We start from the raw sequence: 18,898 nt of genomic DNA, 5'->3' as shown, positions 1-18,898 counted from the left end.
CGAAAACCTACGGCGAGCAGAATGTATTGCATAGCCTTTCCTCACAGGCTTCGAGGCTGACGGTCTGCTTAACTACGCAAAGCAGCCGTTGTTGCAGCGCGCGGCGAAGGTCCGCACCCCGCCCCTCCGACAGACAGGCCTTGCCCGCCACCCTATCGAGCAACCAGCCTTTGACCGCCGTCATCTCGCAGCAAAGTTTCCATGTCGTCCAAGCCATCAACGGCGGAAGCCCATCGGCATGATCGCAACAAGACGCCCGCTGGGTGCCAATCGTTTCGCAGCGCCAATGAGATGTTTGGCAGCGAAACGCCTATCACGGGAGCGATCGACCGAGGATGCAAACGGCGGGTTCATCACGACAACGCTGGGTGCAGGTGTTGACCTCAGCAGATCATCGATATGCTCGCCGTCATGCCCAGTCGCCAGCGCGTCAAACACCACATCGAGCAGCTGCTGGCGAAACAGATCAACTTCGTTGAGCATCAGCTTGGCCCCTGCCCGCTTCATGAGGCCCGCCAGCGAACCGGTTCCAGCATAGTCTCACCTTTGCGCATCGCCGCCGCGCGCACGGCGAGGGCCGCGTAAGGCAGTGGGGTCGAGAGCTGTTGCAGGCGGATCTGTTGCTCGGAACGAGCGGGTTTTGGTCAAGAGCCGCATCGCGAGGTTCTTGGCAGCACTAAGTGGGGCTGACCCGCTCGCATCCAGGAGAAGTGTTTGAACCGCAGCGGACTGCATCATGTCGTAGGCCACGCGCGATCTCGGCTGCGATCAACGATAGGGCTGACTTAAGCTGAGCGTTAGATGGGGTTTGATTGCAGTGTTTCTGGTTGGGGTGGGCCATGATCTCTGTCCTTTGTAATCCGGTTTGAGGTTCACAGGACAAAAAGCTCCCTTTGCACTTTGTGAGTGCCGAGAGGGCTTCTATCTGAATGGCTTTGAAACAGGCCTACCTATGGCCACTGCTGAGCTGCGTGCAGAACCCGCAAGATCACTATGGCACTTGGGTCGTCAAAATAGATCACGATGTAATTTGGATGCACAACCATTTCACGGGTGCCGTCAACACGTCCCACGCGTACATCTGGGGGTGCTCTGGCAATCGTGATGTCTTGGCCTCGATTTCGTCCTTGAGAGCTTGGGCCGCATCTGGATTGTCGTCAGAAATATAGTCGATAATCGCCAGCAGATCAGCGATGGCCGTGGCCTTCCATTCGAGATCAGGCACGAGGCTTCTTATCAATCAGCGCCTGAGCGTCTTGCATTACCTGAGCATGCGGTGTTGTCCGCTTTGGGTCGTCCAATGCTTCCTGCACTTTGGAGCGGAACCATGCGTCATAGGCGTCTGGATCCGCTGTCAGTCCCGCTGGCAACCCGCCCTCTGCGGCCACGCGCGTCAAGAGTATGCGAACGGCATCCGAGAGCGTCAGGCCGACGCCCGAGAGTGCATCCGAGGCCTGCGCTTTGAGCTGATCGTCAACGCGGACATGGATCATGGATGTTTGAGCGGGCATATGAGTCTCCTTTGCTTGCTTTTGTATCTCAAATGAGATACGCAATCAAGTTAGTGGAAAGTTCCACTCTAAGAGCTTCGCCCCGCAAAAAACTCCGCCAACACCGCACTGCCCTCAGCTATTTCGCGACTGATAAGCTTCGATCCCGCTAGTGACGCTTTTGAGAGGCGCACGGCCACCTGTTCCAACGATGTGCTATCGATCTCGTCCATCTTGGCGTGGCTGCGGAATTTGTTGCGGGCCTCAACCTTGATGCCGTGGGTTGCGCTCATGCCGCCAAGCACGTCCTTGACCAGCTTGAACAATCTCAGATCAAGCGTGGCCTCCGGATGCAGGGTCATCGCCGCCCCGAGTGCCATTGCCCGTTCAGTCTAGAGGTCTTGGGTCAGCGAGGCGGGATAGACGATTGTATCTGCGCCCTGCCCTTCTACGTCGCTTGTTGCATCGCCGGCGCTGTGGTCTCAGGCTTGTCCTCTGGCCTTACCAGGCCAACATGCAGCGTAATCTTGCTGTTCGACCAGGATGCGATATAGCCAGCACGCGCAAGGTCGTCGGCACTGGATGCCTCCTGCAGATCCCCCGCCTCCTCCTCCATCTCAAGTTGCAGTTTCTCGAGCTCCTCGGTGATTGCATCCACCCGCTTTTGACCAGTGGCATCGGGCTCGATCGGACCGGGATAGACGCGACCATATTCTGCCATCGCTCCATGATCGTAGCGCACGAAGGCCCCAATATCGTCGCTCACCTGCACACCGCGGGTTTTGAGCGCCTCGTACACCTCAAGCTGAACGGCCTGGCTGGGATGGTCAGCAAAGGCCGTCATCGTATCGAGTGTGATAGACTTGGTGCGAGCCGCCGCGCGAATCTCGGGATGAATGAGGCCGTAGCGCAAACGGCCCTTTACGGCTGCGATCGTTGTCCCGAAGGTCTTCGCGATGGTGTCTGGTGATTGCCCGTCGACCTAAATCATGCGCGCGAATGCCTCGAACTCGTCGTGGCGTTCATTGGGGCTTGGATGATGTTTTCCGCCAGCAATAGGGCCGTGGTCACATCGCAGTCATCCGGCACCAAGCGGCATTCGATCTTGGTTTTGTTGGTGAAGCCCTCGGCGGTCTTGTCGGCGGCCAGCTCATTCAAGGTATCGGCTAAGCTTCGTGGTAGACTGTAGATAGACCAGTGGTCCCTGCCCCATTTCTTCTGGACGCAATGGGCCCTGTGCAGTTGTCGACCGGAAGGTTTGGCGCCTCATGTTATCTTTGACTGGCCGACAGTTTTTCAAAGCCGATCATCCTGCTTGGAAAATTGTCCGCGGACAATTGTGAAATCAAGCTGCATGTTTTTGCGTCGAGGCCAGACGTCGAATTAGTTTTTCTGGGCTAAACCCATCGCTCTTTGACCCGGTGGTTATTGATCGAAAATATGCGCCGACTGCTTTAATTCTGTCGTGGAACTGCATGATTGCCCAGACAGTCGCCGCTGCTCTGAATGCACCAAGGCGCTTATGTGCTGCTTCATAGTTTTGGGTACTGATCCCTATCATTGGGGCAAGTGTTCGTGCATGAGCAACGACATCATGAACAGTCTCTATTTTTCTGAGCGAAAACTCGGCTGCTTCCGGACAGGCCGATAGCAATTCTGGTACTGTGATTGGAGCATCTGAAATTTCAGGAGAAGTTTGTTCTTTTAGTGGGGCGCTCTCTTTATCAATGTGTTCTTTATTTGACTTATGATGATGCCGGACAATTTGACCGTCACTGGCGGTCAAAGTTGTCGTGAAATTGGAACTTTTATCGTCTGCTGACTCCGCTTCGGTCTCTGAGATTCGCAAGTCTGAGAGGATTTTTTCACAGTCTTGGAGGGACAATTTTCGACGGAGGACACGAAAGATGTTAAGGGTCATCTCATCGTTTGGGTCGTCCACTAGGCTTGCATTGGCCGCCGCCCGGATTTTGGACCGTAGATAGTCAATCTGCTCTCGTTCTTTCATGACCTCTGCGGCCGTTGAAGCAATCTCATGCAACCGATCGAAAAGTGGTGAGAGGTCAAAGCCAAAGCGAAGAGCCTTGCCCTCGTGGCTGTTGTGCTTTGTGAAGCGTTTCCGGTTTGGGCTATCACGACGCACGAGTAGACCAATCTCTTGTAAAGTCGCTGCGTGACGTCTGATCGTTCTGTCTGAGATGCCGTTGCGTCGAAATGTGAGCGTTGCGTTGGATGCAAAGACTGTGTGGTGGTTGCGCTTTGGCGCGAGGCACGAAAGCATCGCGTCTAAGGTCGAAATCACTGAAGCGCTGAGGCCGAGGCGAGGGGCTGCGTTTCGAAGCGTCGCAACGACGATGTGGCGTTCTGGAATGGAATTGTCCGCGGACAATATTTCACTGGTCCGCAGCCCAGAGGGTGCAGTTGCTTGTGTAAATGCCATGTTTTTTCACGACAACCTGATGTGAAAGGCACCAATATCTCTGAAAATCAGAAAAAAGGTCGCAAATCTTCGGCAACCGAATCGGTTGTTGTTGACTGGCGCGGAGAAGCTGTTAAATCTGAAAGTGCAAAGAACAGATTGGGCTCTCCTAGGGAAACCTTGGGGGGCTCTTTCTTTTTGGGCTGTTGGTCGTGCTCCTTTTTTAAGATTTACTGCTCGGTCGACAATCAGTCAGGCTGTTGCTCTGACTGCCACGCCTCATAAAGGCGCGTAAGCTCAGTTTCTGCGTTGTTACGCATCCACCGAGCGAATTCCGGGGCATCGGCCTTCGACAGCTTAAATGTCAAAGCACGGGCCGTTTCTTTCACCTCGGCTAAGGCCGTCCCATCACTAAGTTTGATAGAGAGGGTAGGGGAGGGTTCTGGTTTACCTGCTGCCTTAGGTTTCAGCGCCTGAGTGACGGCGTCACTGATCATGCTAAAGCGGTCGTCGGAGCTTTTGGTGGCATCAAGCGGAAGCGTCGCAGTGATCTTTTCAAGATCGACGCTATCGTTACGCGATTGGTTCGCGAGTTCTTCCCAACGTCTTCGCCCAATGCCATGAGCCGATCCGATCTGCTCAATGACTGCCTTTGGAATGGACCGCGCGACTTTGGTCATGCGGGATAGCATTGGTTTGTCCACTGCGAGGGCATCAAGAATGATGGCCTGTTTGTAGCCACCTGTGATTAGCTCAGCCGCGAAGAGCGCTTTTTCAATGAAGCTGGGATCCAAACGCTGGGTGTTCTCTTGTCCCTGGGCAAGAATAGCCTCCTCGTCAGAAAGAGACCTGACAAGTGCTTTCGCGGGGATACCGAGCGATCGTAAGGCCCGCAATCTGCGGCGACCATAAATGATCTTGTAGTGCCCGGGTTTGTCCGCGATAGGGCGCACCATAATCGGTACTTGTTGGCCGTGGGCCTTGATGCTCTTAGCTAGCGCTAGAACATCAGCATCGGTGAAAGAGAGGCGGTCCTTAGGGCCGTTCTCTTCAATGACATCAACGGAGATTTCCCTCACCGCGTTGCTCGCGACATCCTTCAGAGTGGACTTTACGCCGCTCATTGCGCCCGTATTTGGGAAACGTGCCTTTTGTTCTCCCACCGGTACACCGGTACTGGCCGGATCGGGCGGGGGAGGGGGCTGGAATAGGTTTCTACGGGCCATCAGTCAATTTCCCTTCCCCAAGCTTGCTGGATTGTCTTTTCGAACTCATCAGCAACGCCATTCACAGACTCTAATATGCGGGTTAGTGTCTTCTTTACGACTTGCGAGGAATCCAACTCATAGATGGTTTGTTGCGTCATCCCAGCGTCGGAGATAGCGGTGGATTTTAGCATCGGGGTGGTCAAAACCTGATCGAGGAGAATAGACCGCAAGAAACCAGCCATCTGTGACTGGGGTACGTCCGTTGGCTCATATCGAGCAATCAAGAACTTAAGGAAGTTCCAGTCGATAGGTCCTGCAGCCTCCTCGAGAGTTTGCACAGTTTCCCCAGCCATTTCAAGGAATTGCGCCATAGAGGCAACATCCAACATGCTGGGAACAACCGTGATCAGAAGGCCAGTAGACGCCAACAAGGCTGTCATCGTTGTGAAGCCAAGTTGAGGCGGGCAATCGATGATGACGAGATCGTAGTCTGCTTCTATCTCGTCGAGGGCAATCGCAATACGTTGAGTAAATGGTGGGTCGATCTTGTGCTGAAGCGCATAGGCAGTTTCGGTCTCGTACTCGGACAGCAAGAGGCCCGCCGGAGCGAGATCAAGATTGTGAAAATAGGTCTTTCGTATAACTTGGCTCAACGGAACCGGATCTTCATACTTGAGAGCGTCGTAAACGGTGCCGCTCTCAGCAAACTCGATCTCAGGACGGTACCCGAACATCGTGGTCAAGCTCGCCTGTGGGTCCATGTCGATCGCAAGCACACGATAGCCTCGCAACGCATAGCGTTGAGCCAAGTGGATGGCGCTGGTTGTCTTGCTGGAACCGCCTTTGAAGTTGACTATAGAAATAACCTGAAGGGCGTCGTTCTCGCGCCGTCCGGGAAGGTATGCTTCGCCATTCCGACCGGTCTTTGCCATGACATGGCGGATTTGGTCAATCTCTTGGGCGGTATAGAGCCTGCGACCTCTGGTATCCGTCTCTACATCAGGGAAATCACCTTCCTGATGCCGCGTTCGGAGGTTCGACATGCTGATGCCGGTGAGCTCGGATACTTCCGCAGGATGAAACTTTCGTAGCGCTTTTCTACTATCGGGCTGGAAGCTATTGCGCATATGGTTGTTAAGCGCCTCTGACAGGCGGGCAGCGTTCGACGCAATAGATGCTGCGATAGAGCTGGTTTGCGCGATATTTGCGTTTGAATTCATGCTGCCCTCACGACCTCTTAGTGGGTCATCTGTGTTTCGTCGCTAAAAGGCGTGATTTACGTCAACTTGCGACAACTGAACTCATGACACGCAACTTATCCTCAGGCAACAATTTTTTGGCCCTTTCGGTAGTAAAGCCCGTTTCTATTCAGTGGAGAATGCTGGAAGCATTAAGCTAACCTATTGTAAAGAAGCCGTTTATCAGGATCTCTGTGGGCTACCGCAATATGTTGTAGAGCTAAGGCATATGATTGCAACCGATAGCAACAACGCCTAGGCCTCGAATCGGTTGGATTGAAGGATTTTTGGAAGACCCTTGTCGCGGACAAAATAGGCCGAGCTGTTCTTTTCGGACGGTCTGCCGCGGGTTTCGACGGCGCTCTGAATAGGGTCAGGACCCATTAATCGATTGAGCTTGTCGCGTTGTCATGATTCACGATCCCCAGTTTTGGGGGATATTATGAGCAACTTATACTGGCTGAATGAGGCGCAGATGGAGCGTCTGCGGCCTTACTTTCCTAAGAGCCGAGGTCGTGCTCGCGTTGATGACAGGCGTGTTCTGAGTGGCATTATCTTCATCAATCGCAATGGTTTAAGGTGGTGCGATGCACCAACGGAGTATGGCCCACCAAAGACGTTGTATAATCGCTGGAAGCGTTGGAGTGATATGGGCGTGTTTGCCCGGATCATGATGGGATTGGCCGAACAAGACCCTGATAACAAAACTATCTCAATTGATGCAACATACCTCAAGGTGCATCGCACGGCTTCCAGCCTGCGGTTGAAAAAGGGGGGCGTGGACGCCTGATTGGGCAGACTAAAGGCGGCATGAACACCAAGCTGCATGCTGTAACAGACACCAGCGGCCGTCCTGTCCGCCTGTTCATAACCGCTGGGCAGGTCAGCGATTATACTGGTGCTGCGGCTTTGATGAACGGCCTGCCTGAGGCGGAGTGGCTTCTCGCTGATCGAGGGTATGATGCTGATTGGTTCCGCGAAACCCTTGCAGATAAGGGCACCAAACCCTGCATCCCGGGGCGCAAATCGCGCAAGAAGACCGTCAAGTATGACAAGCGACGATACAAACGCCGCAACCGCATCGAAAGAATGTTCGGCAGGCTCAAAGACTGGCGACGTGTCTCAACCCGTTATGACCGCTGCCCAAAGGTCTTCCTGTCAGCAATCGCTCTCGCAGCAACGGTTATATTCTGGTTATGAGTCCTGACCCTAGGGATCAAAGTCTAACTTTCGCGCATGTAAAGTGCGTGAAAGTTAGACTTTGATCCCTGCCGAGAAGAACTTGATATAGCTCGCAGGCACTATCTATGAACAAAGCGTACTTCTCAGTGAGTGGTGTGCCGCAACAGCTATTGTTATTGTCTTTTGGAGGGGCAGGGGGTCCAAGCGGAGGGTAAAGTCGGGATCTAGCCCAGCAAAATCAGGTGAAAAACTTTCTTGCAATTAGGAGCTGTCCGTCAGGCTAAAACTAGAGGCCTGCCGCCTTGGTCAAGTTCACACGGAACCGATCTCTGCGTCGCTGATATCGTCGAGTCATCTCGGCAGACGCGTGGCCGAGGTGTTTCTGGACGTAGCGCTCATCGACTTCGGCGCTGCTGGCAAGGCCGGCGCGCAGTGAATGGCCCGAGAACAGGGCGAGGCGCTCTTTATCGGGGAGGTCTGACCGGATGCCAGCATCCAACACTGTTTGCTTTATCAAACGGGCGACGTGTTTGCCATTGAGCCGTGCCTCCAGCGCATTCGTACCATCACGAGAAGTGCGGACAAACACCGGGCCAAAATCTATCTTGGCGAAGTGCAGCCATTGCTCAAGAGCGTGAACGGGGCAGGTCTGATCATTTGAGCCATGGCCGATTTCGACTTCGCGCCAACCTGTCTTGGCGCTGAGTGTGAGCAGGACACCACCATGGAGGATTTCGATCCAGCCGCCTGAATCGGGTGTGTCGTCTTTGTGCATATCCAGGCTGACAATTTCGGAGCGCCTCAGCCCACCCGTATATCCCAACAGCAAGATCGCCCGGTCGCGCAATCCGCGCAGGTCATAGGGCAGGGTAGCCACCATGGCGAGAATGTCGTTGCGCAGGACCGCTTCTTTCTGCACAGAGGGGGGCGTGCGTGCTTTCGCTTTATTCCGGCCAGCACCGAGGCGATATGGCGGTTTTTGCGGTCGAGTGAAAACCCGCGTTGCGCATAGTTCCAAGCAAGGCCGGACAGACGACGGTCTATGGTGCTGACGGAGAGGGCAGGGGACTCGTTTGCATTGCCAAGTTGCTGGCGTGCGCAGTTGAGGGTGGCAGGCAGAAATGCAAATACCAGCCTCTCTCCCGCGCCTCAAAGGCTTCCGTTATCCGCGTGCCGTGATCGCATATGCCATTTGGGCCTACTATCGGTTTGCTCTGAGCACCGCAGATGTCGAAGATCTTCTCGCCGAACGCGGCGTGATTGTCAGCCGGGAAGCGACACGGCTCTGGGTTAATCGGTTCGGTCGTCATTTTGCAGATTGCGTTCGGAAGAACCGGAATGTGCCAAAGGACAAGTGGCATCTGGATGAAGTCGTAATCGCAACCCGAGGCGAAAAATTCTGGCTCTGGCGGGCGGTGGATGCAGATGTACTGGACATCCTGGTCCAACGGCGCCGCGATGCAAAGGCCGTAAAGCGATTTTTCCGACGGCTGAATATCAACTTGTCGGTGAGCCACGCGTCGTGATCACCGACAAGTTGCGCAGCTATATCAAACCGATCAAAGCTCTAGCTCCAGGCGCTGACCATCGGGCGCACAAAGGATTGAACAACCGGATCGAGGGTTCACATCGCCCGGCCCGAAAACGAGAAAGAATCATGGGCCGCTTCAAGTCACATCGCCAAGCCCAGAGGTTTCTATCTGCACATGACCAGATCAACAATTTCTTCTGCCCCCGCCGATATAGCATGAGCGCCCAAAACTACCGCCAATTCCGCGCAACAGCCTTTGACATCTGGGCCAATTTCACCGGCCAGATGACGGCATGAACCTTAGCCCATTTTCTCGGATGAAAAGCTACCTGACGTGGCCGGGAAGACTACGACGCTATTGCCATTCAAGAAAGTTCGGTGATGTGCGTGTGCATGAATGGCCCTAGCTAAAACCTGTGATTCAACGTCTCGCCCCAATGAAACAAAATCAGAGGCTGATTGCGCATGGGTTACACGCACGGTATCTTGGTCAATGATCGGTCCTTCATCCAAATCAGCAGTTACATAATGCGATGTCGCGCCAATTAGCTTTACGCCGCGCTGGAATGCCTGTTTGTAGGGATTTGCTCCTTTGAAACTGGGTAAAAAGGAATGGTGGATGTTAATTATTCGACCAGACATTTTTTGACACATCTCATCGGAGAGAATTTGCATGTAACGGGCCAGGACAATCAGCTCGCCCCCGGCACCCTCAACAACACGCATTATCTCTGCCTCAGAGTGGGCCTTATTTTCTTTGGTAACTGGAATACAGTGGAACGGAATCTCGTGATCTACGACAACTTTCTGGTAGTCTGAATGATTTGAAATCACAGCAACAATGTCTATCGGTAAAGCTCCAATGCGCCAGCGATATAGCAGGTCATTTAGGCAATGACCAAAACGGGAAACCATAACGATGACTTTCATTTTCTCCGCTTCGTCGCGAAATGAAAACTCCATATCAAACGGCGCGCCAACAGTATGGAATTTTTCTTCAAGGCTTTCTAGCGAAGTGCCCGCCTCAATCAGAAAGCTCAACCGCATGAAAAAATTGCCTGTTTCCATGTCATCGAATTGCGCACTATCCGTGATATTACATCCCTGATTGGCAAGGAATGAGGAAATGGCAGCAACAATTCCTCTGGTAGACCGGCAGGTCACTGTGAGACAGAGTTTCTTCAAGGTATATCCATTCAGCTAATATGTAATTCATGATGATTGCCGAGAAACAACGCTCGGCGACTGGCGTGGCGGGTCTAAATGACCAAGGGGCATGCGGATGCGCCCATTATCATGCCGCTTTGTAAAGGGGCGCTCCAACGATGCAGGGGTAGCGGAGATTCAACTTCCATTAACTTTCCTGATTTGATCGAGAAAACTATCAACCACTTTGCTTCGGGCCCCCGATTTGAGGCTGATTACAGTTAGGCTGCGCATCAATTGCGGGGTGCCGAAAGGAAGGCGTTTGACCCGACCGGCTTCGCCATGGCGGCTTCCAAATCGGCGCGGCGTTATTGATACGCCAAGACCATGAGCGACCATTGATTCAATCGCTTCAATAGAGTCAATTTCCATGATCGGGCGGACAAACAATTTGCGCATCGCCAGATGCTCTTCAATTTGCTGACCTGCCCATGTACGACGGTTGAACCAGATAAATGGTTCTCCAAGAGCCTCGACATCCGACAGTGCGGGCAAATCGGGCGACATGATAACGTCAAGTGGCTCTTGGCAGATTTCTTGTGAAACCAGCCCGTCAGGAAGAACTTTGGGTTGTGTTACAATGGCCAAATCGATTTCGCGCGTGCGCACGGCCTGCGCTAAATCCCCCGAAAGCCCGCTTCGAATCCTAACGCCCAGACGAGGGTGCTCCAGTCGCATTTGGGCTAGAACAGGGGGCATCAGTCCAACAAGAGCCGAAGGGACAACCCCTATGGTAACAGAGCCTACGAGGGAATCTTCCTTGCCGATCGCATGGATCTCATCAACAACACCAAGCATCCGCCGCGCCTGTTCGACCAGAGCAAAGCCATCATCCGTAAGGACGGGTGGGCGTGTATTACGATCAACAATCTGAAGTTGCAGCTCATCTTCAAGGGCTTTGATCTGCTGGCTAACGGCAGAATGACTTAACCCGATTTCTCCGGCGGCAGAAATGAAACTGGGGTGCTCTGACACCGCGATAAGCGTTTTTAGAAATCGGAGATTCATTTCGGCCTTAGTGTCATATTTTCTTACACTAAAATGCAGAAAAATTCGCTTTTGTAAAGCAAATTTGCATCATAGCCTTCGTGACACCAGATTGATTGGGAGCGAACCACCGATGATGCCCACACCATGCAAAGCGCTCGAGGATGTTCGCATTCTTGATCTGAGCCGTATTCTTGCGGGGCCAACTGCGACGCAATTGCTTGGTGATTTTGGCGCTGACATCATTAAGGTCGAGCGCCCCGATGTTGGCGATGACACGCGTGCATGGGGTCCACCCTATGTGACCGATGTAGACGGCAGCGAAAGCCGCGAGAGTGCCTATTACCTTTGCGCCAATCGCAACAAACGCTCGGTAGCTTTGGATATTTCCAAGGCCGACGGCGCGACCACAGTTCGTGAACTGCTGCAACATTGCGATGTGTTGGTCGAAAACTTCAAAGTCGGCGGCCTTAAGAAGTATGGGCTGTCCTATGACGACCTGCACGAAGAATTCCCACATCTCGTTTACTGCTCAATTACCGGATTTGGTCAAACTGGCCCGAACGCGCACAAGCCGGGATATGACCTTTTGGCGCAAGGTTATGGGGGCATCATGAGCTTGACTGGGCCTGCCGAAGGTGAGCCGACCAAAGTGGCCGTTGGCATATCTGACGTGATGACCGGCATGTATGCCGCGACATCTATTCTGGCAGCACTGCGCCATCGCGACAAAACAGGTGAAGGCCAGCACATTGATATTGCTCTCGTGGATTGTCAGATTGCTTGGCTTGTAAATGAGGGAACAAACCACTTGCTTTCCGGCGACGCTCCAAAACGTCGGGGAAACCAGCACCCCAATATCGTCCCCTATCAGGTTTTCGAAGCTGCGGACGGCCATCTTATTATCGCTGTCGGCAATGATGCCCAGTTTGGAAGGTTCTGTGCGCTACTGGCCGCACCCGAGCTTGCGGCGGACCCGCTGTTTGCCACAAACGCCGTGCGGTTGGTCAACCGTGAGTTACTACTTCCCAAGCTTGCCGCTCTGATCAAAGGAATATCTCGCGATACGCTTATTAACGGGATGGAGGCCGCTGGAATTCCTTGTGGTCCGATCAATACCCTGCCGCAGGTTTTTGCCAGCGATCAAGTTGCGGCACGCGGCATGAAAGTACGTATGCCTTATCCGAATTCCAAAGACGGTGCGGTCGATTTGATAGGCAACCCGGTCAAGTTGTCGAAGACACCAATTACCTACTACCGGCCTCCCCCCCGCTGCGGAGCCGACACACATGCTGTGCTTGCCGAATTGTTGACCTCCAAAACCTCGAAAAGGAAAGTTTAGAATGCTGACCGACGACCAAATCAAGCTGCAATCTCAGGCTCGCGAACTGGCAAACGGATTCATAAATGATCGCGCCGCCGAGGTTGACATGTCCGAGGAGTATCCTTGGGACGTTGTTGGCAAGATGACCGAAGCCGGGTTTATGGGCATGACCATTCCGAAAGAATACGGCGGCCGTGGCTTGAACTATTTTGATACGGTTCTTGTGATTGAACAGTTGGCGCGGCGCTGTGGTGTCTCGGGACGGATTGCCGTCGAGGGCAACATGGGGGGCGTTGGCGCCATCATGGCCTACGGCTCCGACGCGCAGAAGAAACTCGCGGCCTCTTATGTTCTAGCCGGCGATAAACCCGCGATTTGTATCACCGAACCAGAGGCGGGCAGCGCCGCAACCGAAATGACAACAACTGCTGTGCGCAAAGGCAACGGCTACGTGTTGAACGGCACCAAGCACTGGATCACTGGGGGCGGGGTCTCAAAGGTGCACCTTGTCTTTGCCCGCGTGATGGAAAACGGCGAGGACCAAGGGATTGGCGGTTTTATGGCCATCCGTGACGAAACCAAAGGCCTGCGCATTGGCAAGCGTGAACCGGCGATGGGGCTGCGCGGTATTCCCGAAACCCATATTCACTTCGAAGATATGGAAGTTGCCGACGATATGGTCGTCAAACTGCCGCAAGGTTTTCGTAAGGGCTTTGCCGCATTGATGCGTGCGTATAACGCCCAACGTGTCGGAGCCGCGACTGTGGCCCTCGGTATTGCGCAGGGTGCTTATGAGCACGCTCTTGCATATTCCAAGACGCGTGAGCAGTTTGGCCGCCCCCTTGCCGAGTTTCAAGGGCTGCAATGGATGTTGGCGGACATGTCTATCAACCTGTCAGCCGCTCAAGCACTGATCTACAAGGCGGCGCTGAATGGGGGCACAGGTTTTCCCAGCATGCAGGAAGCTGCCGAAGCTAAGATCTTTACGTCAGAAATGGCGGTCAAGGTTACCAACGATGCGCTGCAAATGCATGGTGCTATGGGCTATTCTCGTAACCTTCCATTAGAGCGGCTGGTGCGCGATGCCCGTATGTTCACAATCGGTGGCGGTACGGCGCAGATGTTGCGCAACCAGGTCGCTTCGTCGATTCTGGAAATGAAGATCCCGCAAACACGCGACGGCTATGTTGCCACTTAACGCCCTCAAAATAGGAGCTTGCGCATGACATTGTTCGATGGCTTTGGCGCCCCGGTGTCACATGGCAATCAAGCAGATATTGATAGGCTGACGGATGCCGCACGGTTGATGCTGGGCTATGCCCCTGATCCGGCCAGTATGACATTGGACCTGTTGCGCGATGCTCCGGATTTTATCATGGCGCGCTGCTTTCTTTGCGGCATGTATCTGGTTGCAAGTGACAAACGTCAACAAGGCCCTTTGGCGGTTGAGTTTGCCAAGCTCGAAGCCATGTCTGTCAACGCAAATGCCCGCGAACGGGGCCACATGCGCGCGATCTCTCTCTGGCTTAGGGGCGATTTTTATGCGGCCTCGCAAGCCTATGCAGTTATTCTCTTTGATTATCCGCGTGATATCATCGCGCTACAGTTTGGCCACCAAACCGATTTCCTCTTGGGACATGTGAGCTCTACCCGCGATCGGCCAGCGGGTATGTTCAAACATTGGTCTGAAGCAGATTCCGACTATTCTTTTATTCTGGGAATGCAAGCCTTCGGACTGGAAGAGGCCGGCCACTATCCCCAAGCCGAAGAGATGGCCCGCCGTTGCGTGGAATTAAACCCACGTGATACCTGGGGCGTTCATGCTCTCGCCCATTGTTTTGAAATGCAAGGGAAAACCGAAGAGGGTATTTCCTTCATGGAAAACTGCGAGGCGATGTGGGGCGGTAAAAACTATCTGTCGATCCACAACCGTTGGCATTTGGGGCTTTATTACGTCGAGGAATGTCAATTCGACCGCGCTCTGAACGTGCATGATACCTACATGTCGGTCACGCCGGATTCCGTCTTGATGGACGCCCACGACTCCACCGCAATGCTGTGGCGCTTGCAGCTTGACGGCATTGACACAGGTGACAGATGGGAAACGACCGCGCAACTATATGAACCCGTCGTTGATCAAGCCTACATGTGTTTCACTGATATGCACGCTATGTTTGCCTTTATGGCGACAGGGCGTGAGACCCATGCACGGGCGTTGCTTGCGGCACTTGAGGCCAACCTCGATGGCCCTTCCAGTAGTTCCTTGGTGATCAAAGCCGCTGGTTTGCCTATCGTCAAAGGCATCTATGCCTTCGGCCACGGGGACTATGAAACCGCCAAAGACATGCTTGCGAGATATCGTCACAATGCGCATCTTTTCGGCGGCTCCATTGCGCAACGCGACATTATCAATCTGACACTTCTTGCAGCAGCCCAGCGTAGCGGCGATCAAGCGATGGTTGACGGGTTGATTGCAGAACGCACGTTGCTACGCCCGCATTCCCCTCTGACCGACTTCATGAGCACCCCGAGGTCAGGGCAGTGACGGCAACTTTGTACATAAGTGCTATGCGGGCCTTTGTTCCCGGCTTGGTGCTTTGCTGTACAGTCGCAATGGCGGCCTCTTTCCTAAGTACGCATTACGGCGCACCGGTGATGCTGTTTGCCTTACTGTTAGGCATGGCCTTCAATTTCGTCGAGCCAGCAGGGAAATTCCAGCCTGGCGTTGCCTTCAGTTCTAAAACGCTTCTTCGCGTGGGTGTGGCGCTGTTGGGCGCAAGAGTAACGTTGGCAAATATGACGGAACTGGGCCTGATGCCGTTTTTTCTCTCGGTAGCGGGTGTGATGCTCACGATGGGGATCGGCATTGCGCTGGCCCGTCTTTTGGGGCGCAACATGGCTTTCGGGGTGTTAACCGGCGGCGCTGTGGGCATATGCGGTGCCTCTGCGGCATTGGCCCTGTCATCGGTGTTGCCACGCGGCAGCAAGGGCATCTCGGAACGTGACATCATATTTACGGTTGTCTCGGTCACAGCTCTTAGCACGGTCGCGATGGTTCTCTATCCTATTGTCGCAAAACTAGTTGGCTTTGATGATACAGCGGCCGGCATTTTTATCGGTGCGACCGTGCATGACGTCGCTCAGGTTGTCGGCGCAGGGTTTTCGATTTCGGATACGGCTGGGAATACCTCAACAATTGTAAAGCTCATGCGTGTTGCCATGTTGGTGCCCGTGATTGCAGCCCTGGCCATCGTATTTCGCAATCGAGGAACGACAGAGAGTCAGTCGACCCGCTTTCCCGCCTTTTTGTTGGGCTTCATCGCTTTGATGGTCGTTAACAGTTTCGGGCTGCTTCCCAAATCTGTCACCGATGTCACTGCAGATGCGTCACGGTGGTTGCTTGTCATCGCAATTGCAGGGTTGGGCACGAAAACCAGTCTTGAACAATTGCTTGAGGTCGGGCCGCGTGCGGTGACGATCATCATCGTCCAAACACTTGCCCTCGCTTGTTTTGCGATCGCCACATTGATGTGGTGGCCATGATGTTCATTTTTTTTCCTCCTAGCTGCGAAAGATATCGTAATGACTGAAACCAACGCCACCCTGGCCGCTCGTCGCAGCGCCGCTATTTCCAGCGGTGTTGGGCTGATGACCCAGATTTATGCCGCCCGTGCCGAGAATTCGGAGGTTTGGGACGTCGAGGGAAATCGCTATATTGATTTTTCTGCTGGTATTGCTGTTGTGAACACAGGGCATCGCCATCCAAAAGTAATAGAAGCGGTGCACAAGCAAGTCGACGCTTTCACCCATACCTGTCAGCACGTTTTACCCAATGAAAGCTATATCGAATTAGCAGAGCGCCTGAATACGCTTGTGCCGGGTGATTTTGTTAAGAAATCAGCGTTTTTCACGACTGGTGCCGAAGCCATCGAAAATTGTGTGAAAATCGCCCGCGCTGCCACAGGGCGCAGTGGCATCATCTCGTTCGGTGGCGGGTTCCATGGGCGGACCTATATGGGTATGTCGCTGACGGGCAAAACCAAACCTTACAAGGTCGGGTTCGGCCCGATGGCTGCTAACACGTATCAGGCTCCATTCCCGTCACCGCTGGATGGCATTACCAGTGAGATGTCGGTTGCAGCAATCGAGCGGCTATTTCGCGAGAGTATTTTACCGGATCAAGTGGCCGCAATTATCATTGAGCCGGTGCAAGGCGAAGGTGGATTTTACCCAGCACCGGCCGATTTGCTCCTGAGTCTACGCCGTATTTGTGATACTCATGGCATCTTGTTGGTCGCGGATGAGGTTCAGTCAGGTTTTGGACGGACTGGAACCTATCTGGCGATGGAACAAAGCGGTGTCACGCCTGACCTGACTGCAATGGCCAAAGGCATTGCCGGGGGTTTTCCGTTGTCCGCCGTTACGGGACGTGCCGACGTGATGGATGCGGTTAATCCTGGTGGGATAGGCGGCACCTATGGCGGCAATCCGGTTGCCGTAGCGGCCGCACTGGCCGTACTTGATGTCATTGAAGACGAGCAACTGTGCCGCCGCGCCAAAGAGCTGGGAAATCAGTTGCGAAGTCGCTTGGAAGACATTGCAAAAATCTGCCCCGAGCTGATCGAAGTGCGCGGCCTCGGCTTTATGATCGCTGCCGAGTTCAGACATACTGACGGCAAGACCCCACATAGCGCCTTGGTTGCGGAAATCCGTAATCAAGCGCAATCGCTTGGCTTGATCTTGCTCGCTTGTGGAATGCACGACAACGCCATCCGGTTTTTGGCCCCGCTAACGGTCCCGATGCCGGTATTTGCCGAAGGGCTTGATATTCTGACCACTGCGATCGTCAAAGCGCGTGAGGTTGTGAATGCTTGATCTTCATGACCCCACGCTCCTATGCGATCATAGTTTGATCGACGGAAGCTGGTGCAGTGCCGAAAACGGTGCCACGTTTCAAGTAATAAGCCCTGCGGATGGTCAGCATATTGGCGATGTTCCTGACATGGGTGTTGTCGAGACAAAGATCGCGATTGAATCCTGCTCGAATGCGCAGTCTGAATGGGCGGCAGAGACAGCTTCGACGCGGGCGGCCATCTTGCAGCGCTGGTTTGACCTTATCCATGAAAACATTGACGATCTGGCTGTTATATTGACAGCTGAATGCGGCAAACCTCTGGCAGAGGCGCGCGGCGAGATAACTTACGGCGCCAGTTTTATCCAGTGGTATGCCGAAGAAGCCAAACGGGTATACGGCGAAACCATACCAGGTCACCAAAAAGACAAGCGGCTAATGGTTTTAAGACAGCCCGTAGGTGTAGTTGCTGCTATCACTCCGTGGAACTTTCCGAATGCCATGATTACCCGCAAGGTTGGGCCTGCCCTTGCTGCGGGCTGTGCTGTGGTGCTGAAACCGTCGGAAGAAACACCCTTATCGGCCCTCGCGCTGGCACTCCTGGCGCAGCGTGCGGGGCTTCCCGATGGATTGTTCAACGTGATTACCGGCAAGCGTTCTGCCGAAATCGGAGAGACACTGTGTGCAGCCTCCAATATTCATGCGTTGAGCTTTACTGGCTCGACTGATGTCGGCAAAAAGTTGATGGCCCAATGCGCACCGACGGTAAAACGGCTGGGGTTAGAGTTGGGTGGAAATGCCCCGTTCATTGTATTTGACGACGCCGATCTGGATGAGGCGATCGCCGGTGCAATGGTCGCAAAATTCCGCAACAACGGACAAACCTGTGTTTGTGCCAATCGGATATATGTTCAGGCTGGGGTCTATGATGCCTTTGTGGAAAAGTTGGCCGTAGCGACAGCGAAGTTATGCGTGGGGCCTGATGGCGATCTGGGACCGCTCATCAATGCAAGCGCCCTTACCAAGGTCGAGGCTCATGTATCGGACGCCATCTCGCATGGTGCGCGCCTTATGGGCGGCGGCGCAAGGCATGCGCTTGGGGGCAATTTCTATCAGCCGACAGTTTTAGCCGATTTGAACCATGATATGCGAATTGCACATGAAGAAACATTCGGCCCTGTCGCCGGGGTTTTCAAATTCGAAACTGATCAACAGGTTATTGAGTTTGCAAACACCTCTGATGTTGGTCTTGCCTCATACATCTACACCAATGATCTGCGACGCGTTTGGCGCGTCACAGAGGCTTTGCAAAGTGGCATGGTCGGGGTGAACACTGGGTTGATTTCAACCGAGGTCGCGCCACTAGGCGGTGTCAAGCAATCGGGTCTAGGCCGAGAGGGCTCAAGACACGGTTTGGATGAATACCTAAGCATGAAATACGTCTGCATAGGCGGAGTTTGA

16 protein-coding genes and 4 pseudogenes are annotated in these 18,898 nt (G+C 53.8%); 8 read left to right on the top strand and 12 right to left on the bottom strand.

The window, feature by feature from the left end; all coding sequences use genetic code 11:
- Positions 1 to 225 precede the first annotated feature (225 nt).
- The 9 genes and pseudogenes from AC1965_RS18665 to repA all read right to left on the bottom strand — a co-directional run.
- Positions 226 to 753: pseudogene (locus AC1965_RS18665) on the bottom strand (SAM-dependent methyltransferase); the annotation flags it as partial.
- A gap of 263 nt (positions 754 to 1,016) precedes the next feature.
- Positions 1,017 to 1,225 (bottom strand): annotated as a pseudogene (locus AC1965_RS18660) (type II toxin-antitoxin system RelE/ParE family toxin); the annotation flags it as partial.
- Positions 1,218 to 1,511, bottom strand: a complete 294-nt coding sequence (locus AC1965_RS18655; protein WP_483887101.1) for a type II toxin-antitoxin system RelB/DinJ family antitoxin — start codon at positions 1,509 to 1,511, stop codon at positions 1,218 to 1,220. The pseudogene AC1965_RS18660 and the gene AC1965_RS18655, both read right to left, overlap by 8 nt.
- A 68-nt stretch (positions 1,512 to 1,579) precedes the next feature.
- Positions 1,580 to 1,852: a hypothetical protein gene (locus AC1965_RS18650; protein WP_483887100.1), complete on the bottom strand. Its 273-nt coding sequence runs from the start codon at positions 1,850 to 1,852 to the stop codon at positions 1,580 to 1,582.
- 86 nt (positions 1,853 to 1,938) lie between these two features.
- Entirely contained in the window at positions 1,939 to 2,403 is a 465-nt protein-coding gene (locus AC1965_RS18645; protein ID WP_483887099.1) for a hypothetical protein, read from the bottom strand.
- 74 nt (positions 2,404 to 2,477) lie between these two features.
- The gene (locus AC1965_RS18640; protein ID WP_483887098.1) at positions 2,478 to 2,648 is read right to left on the bottom strand and encodes a hypothetical protein; all 171 of its coding nucleotides are present in this window, start codon (positions 2,646 to 2,648) and stop codon (positions 2,478 to 2,480) included.
- Between the two features lie 187 nt (positions 2,649 to 2,835).
- On the bottom strand, positions 2,836 to 3,930 hold the full coding sequence (repC, locus tag AC1965_RS18635; protein ID WP_483887097.1) for a plasmid replication protein RepC: 1,095 nt from the start codon (positions 3,928 to 3,930) through the stop codon (positions 2,836 to 2,838).
- A gap of 227 nt (positions 3,931 to 4,157) precedes the next feature.
- The gene (gene repB / locus AC1965_RS18630) at positions 4,158 to 5,135 is read right to left on the bottom strand and encodes a plasmid partitioning protein RepB (RefSeq protein WP_483887096.1); all 978 of its coding nucleotides are present in this window, start codon (positions 5,133 to 5,135) and stop codon (positions 4,158 to 4,160) included.
- Positions 5,135 to 6,337 (bottom strand): plasmid partitioning protein RepA, encoded by a 1,203-nt coding sequence (gene repA, locus AC1965_RS18625; protein WP_483887095.1) that lies wholly within the window; start codon positions 6,335 to 6,337, stop codon positions 5,135 to 5,137. The genes repB and repA overlap by 1 nt, the downstream gene beginning before the upstream one ends.
- A gap of 460 nt (positions 6,338 to 6,797) precedes the next feature.
- Between repA and AC1965_RS18620 the strand changes: the two genes are divergently transcribed.
- Positions 6,798 to 7,555 (top strand): IS5 family transposase gene (locus tag AC1965_RS18620; protein ID WP_483887214.1). Its coding sequence is split into 2 segments (ribosomal slippage): positions 6,798 to 7,119 and positions 7,119 to 7,555, totalling 759 coding nucleotides; the frame shifts between segments, so codons are not numbered across the junction.
- 268 nt (positions 7,556 to 7,823) lie between these two features.
- Here AC1965_RS18620 and AC1965_RS18615 read toward each other — a convergent pair.
- A pseudogene (locus AC1965_RS18615) lies at positions 7,824 to 8,608 on the bottom strand (tyrosine-type recombinase/integrase); the annotation flags it as partial.
- Positions 8,609 to 8,658: 50 nt separating this feature from the next.
- Between AC1965_RS18615 and AC1965_RS18610 the strand changes: the two are divergent.
- Positions 8,659 to 9,365 (top strand): annotated as a pseudogene (locus AC1965_RS18610) (IS6 family transposase).
- Between the two features lie 3 nt (positions 9,366 to 9,368).
- Here the strand turns inward: AC1965_RS18610 and purU are convergent.
- Positions 9,369 to 10,253, bottom strand: a complete 885-nt coding sequence (gene purU, locus AC1965_RS18605) for a formyltetrahydrofolate deformylase (RefSeq protein WP_483887213.1) — start codon at positions 10,251 to 10,253, stop codon at positions 9,369 to 9,371.
- A gap of 159 nt (positions 10,254 to 10,412) precedes the next feature.
- Positions 10,413 to 11,282, bottom strand: coding sequence for a LysR family transcriptional regulator (locus AC1965_RS18600; protein ID WP_483887212.1), 870 nt, complete (start codon positions 11,280 to 11,282; stop codon positions 10,413 to 10,415).
- A gap of 115 nt (positions 11,283 to 11,397) precedes the next feature.
- Here AC1965_RS18600 and AC1965_RS18595 point away from each other — a divergent pair, with 115 nt between their 5' ends.
- The 6 genes from AC1965_RS18595 (at position 11,398) to AC1965_RS18570 (ending at position 18,898) form a co-directional block, all read left to right on the top strand.
- On the top strand, positions 11,398 to 12,603 hold the full coding sequence (locus AC1965_RS18595) for a CaiB/BaiF CoA transferase family protein (RefSeq protein WP_483887217.1): 1,206 nt from the start codon (positions 11,398 to 11,400) through the stop codon (positions 12,601 to 12,603).
- 1 nt (position 12,604) lies between these two features.
- Positions 12,605 to 13,783, top strand: coding sequence for a 3-sulfinopropanoyl-CoA desulfinase (acdA, locus tag AC1965_RS18590; protein WP_483887211.1), 1,179 nt, complete (start codon positions 12,605 to 12,607; stop codon positions 13,781 to 13,783).
- 108 nt (positions 13,784 to 13,891) lie between these two features.
- The gene (locus AC1965_RS18585) at positions 13,892 to 15,130 is read left to right on the top strand and encodes a tetratricopeptide repeat protein (RefSeq protein ID WP_483887210.1); all 1,239 of its coding nucleotides are present in this window, start codon (positions 13,892 to 13,894) and stop codon (positions 15,128 to 15,130) included.
- Positions 15,127 to 16,128 carry a YeiH family protein gene (locus AC1965_RS18580; protein WP_483887209.1) on the top strand — a complete coding sequence of 334 codons (1,002 nt, stop codon included), beginning with the start codon at positions 15,127 to 15,129 and terminating at the stop codon, positions 16,126 to 16,128. Before AC1965_RS18585 ends, AC1965_RS18580 begins: the two co-directional genes overlap by 4 nt.
- Before the next feature lie 39 nt (positions 16,129 to 16,167).
- A complete protein-coding gene (gabT, locus tag AC1965_RS18575) occupies positions 16,168 to 17,460 on the top strand; it encodes a 4-aminobutyrate--2-oxoglutarate transaminase (RefSeq protein ID WP_483887208.1) in 1,293 nt (430 codons plus the stop codon).
- Positions 17,453 to 18,898, top strand: a complete 1,446-nt coding sequence (locus AC1965_RS18570; RefSeq protein WP_483887207.1) for an NAD-dependent succinate-semialdehyde dehydrogenase — start codon at positions 17,453 to 17,455, stop codon at positions 18,896 to 18,898. Before gabT ends, AC1965_RS18570 begins: the two co-directional genes overlap by 8 nt.

The organism is Sulfitobacter sp. KMM 9851 (assembly GCF_057178245.1).
The sequence above is the reverse complement of the archived record's forward strand: the minus strand, read 5'-3'. Positions and strand labels throughout refer to the sequence as shown.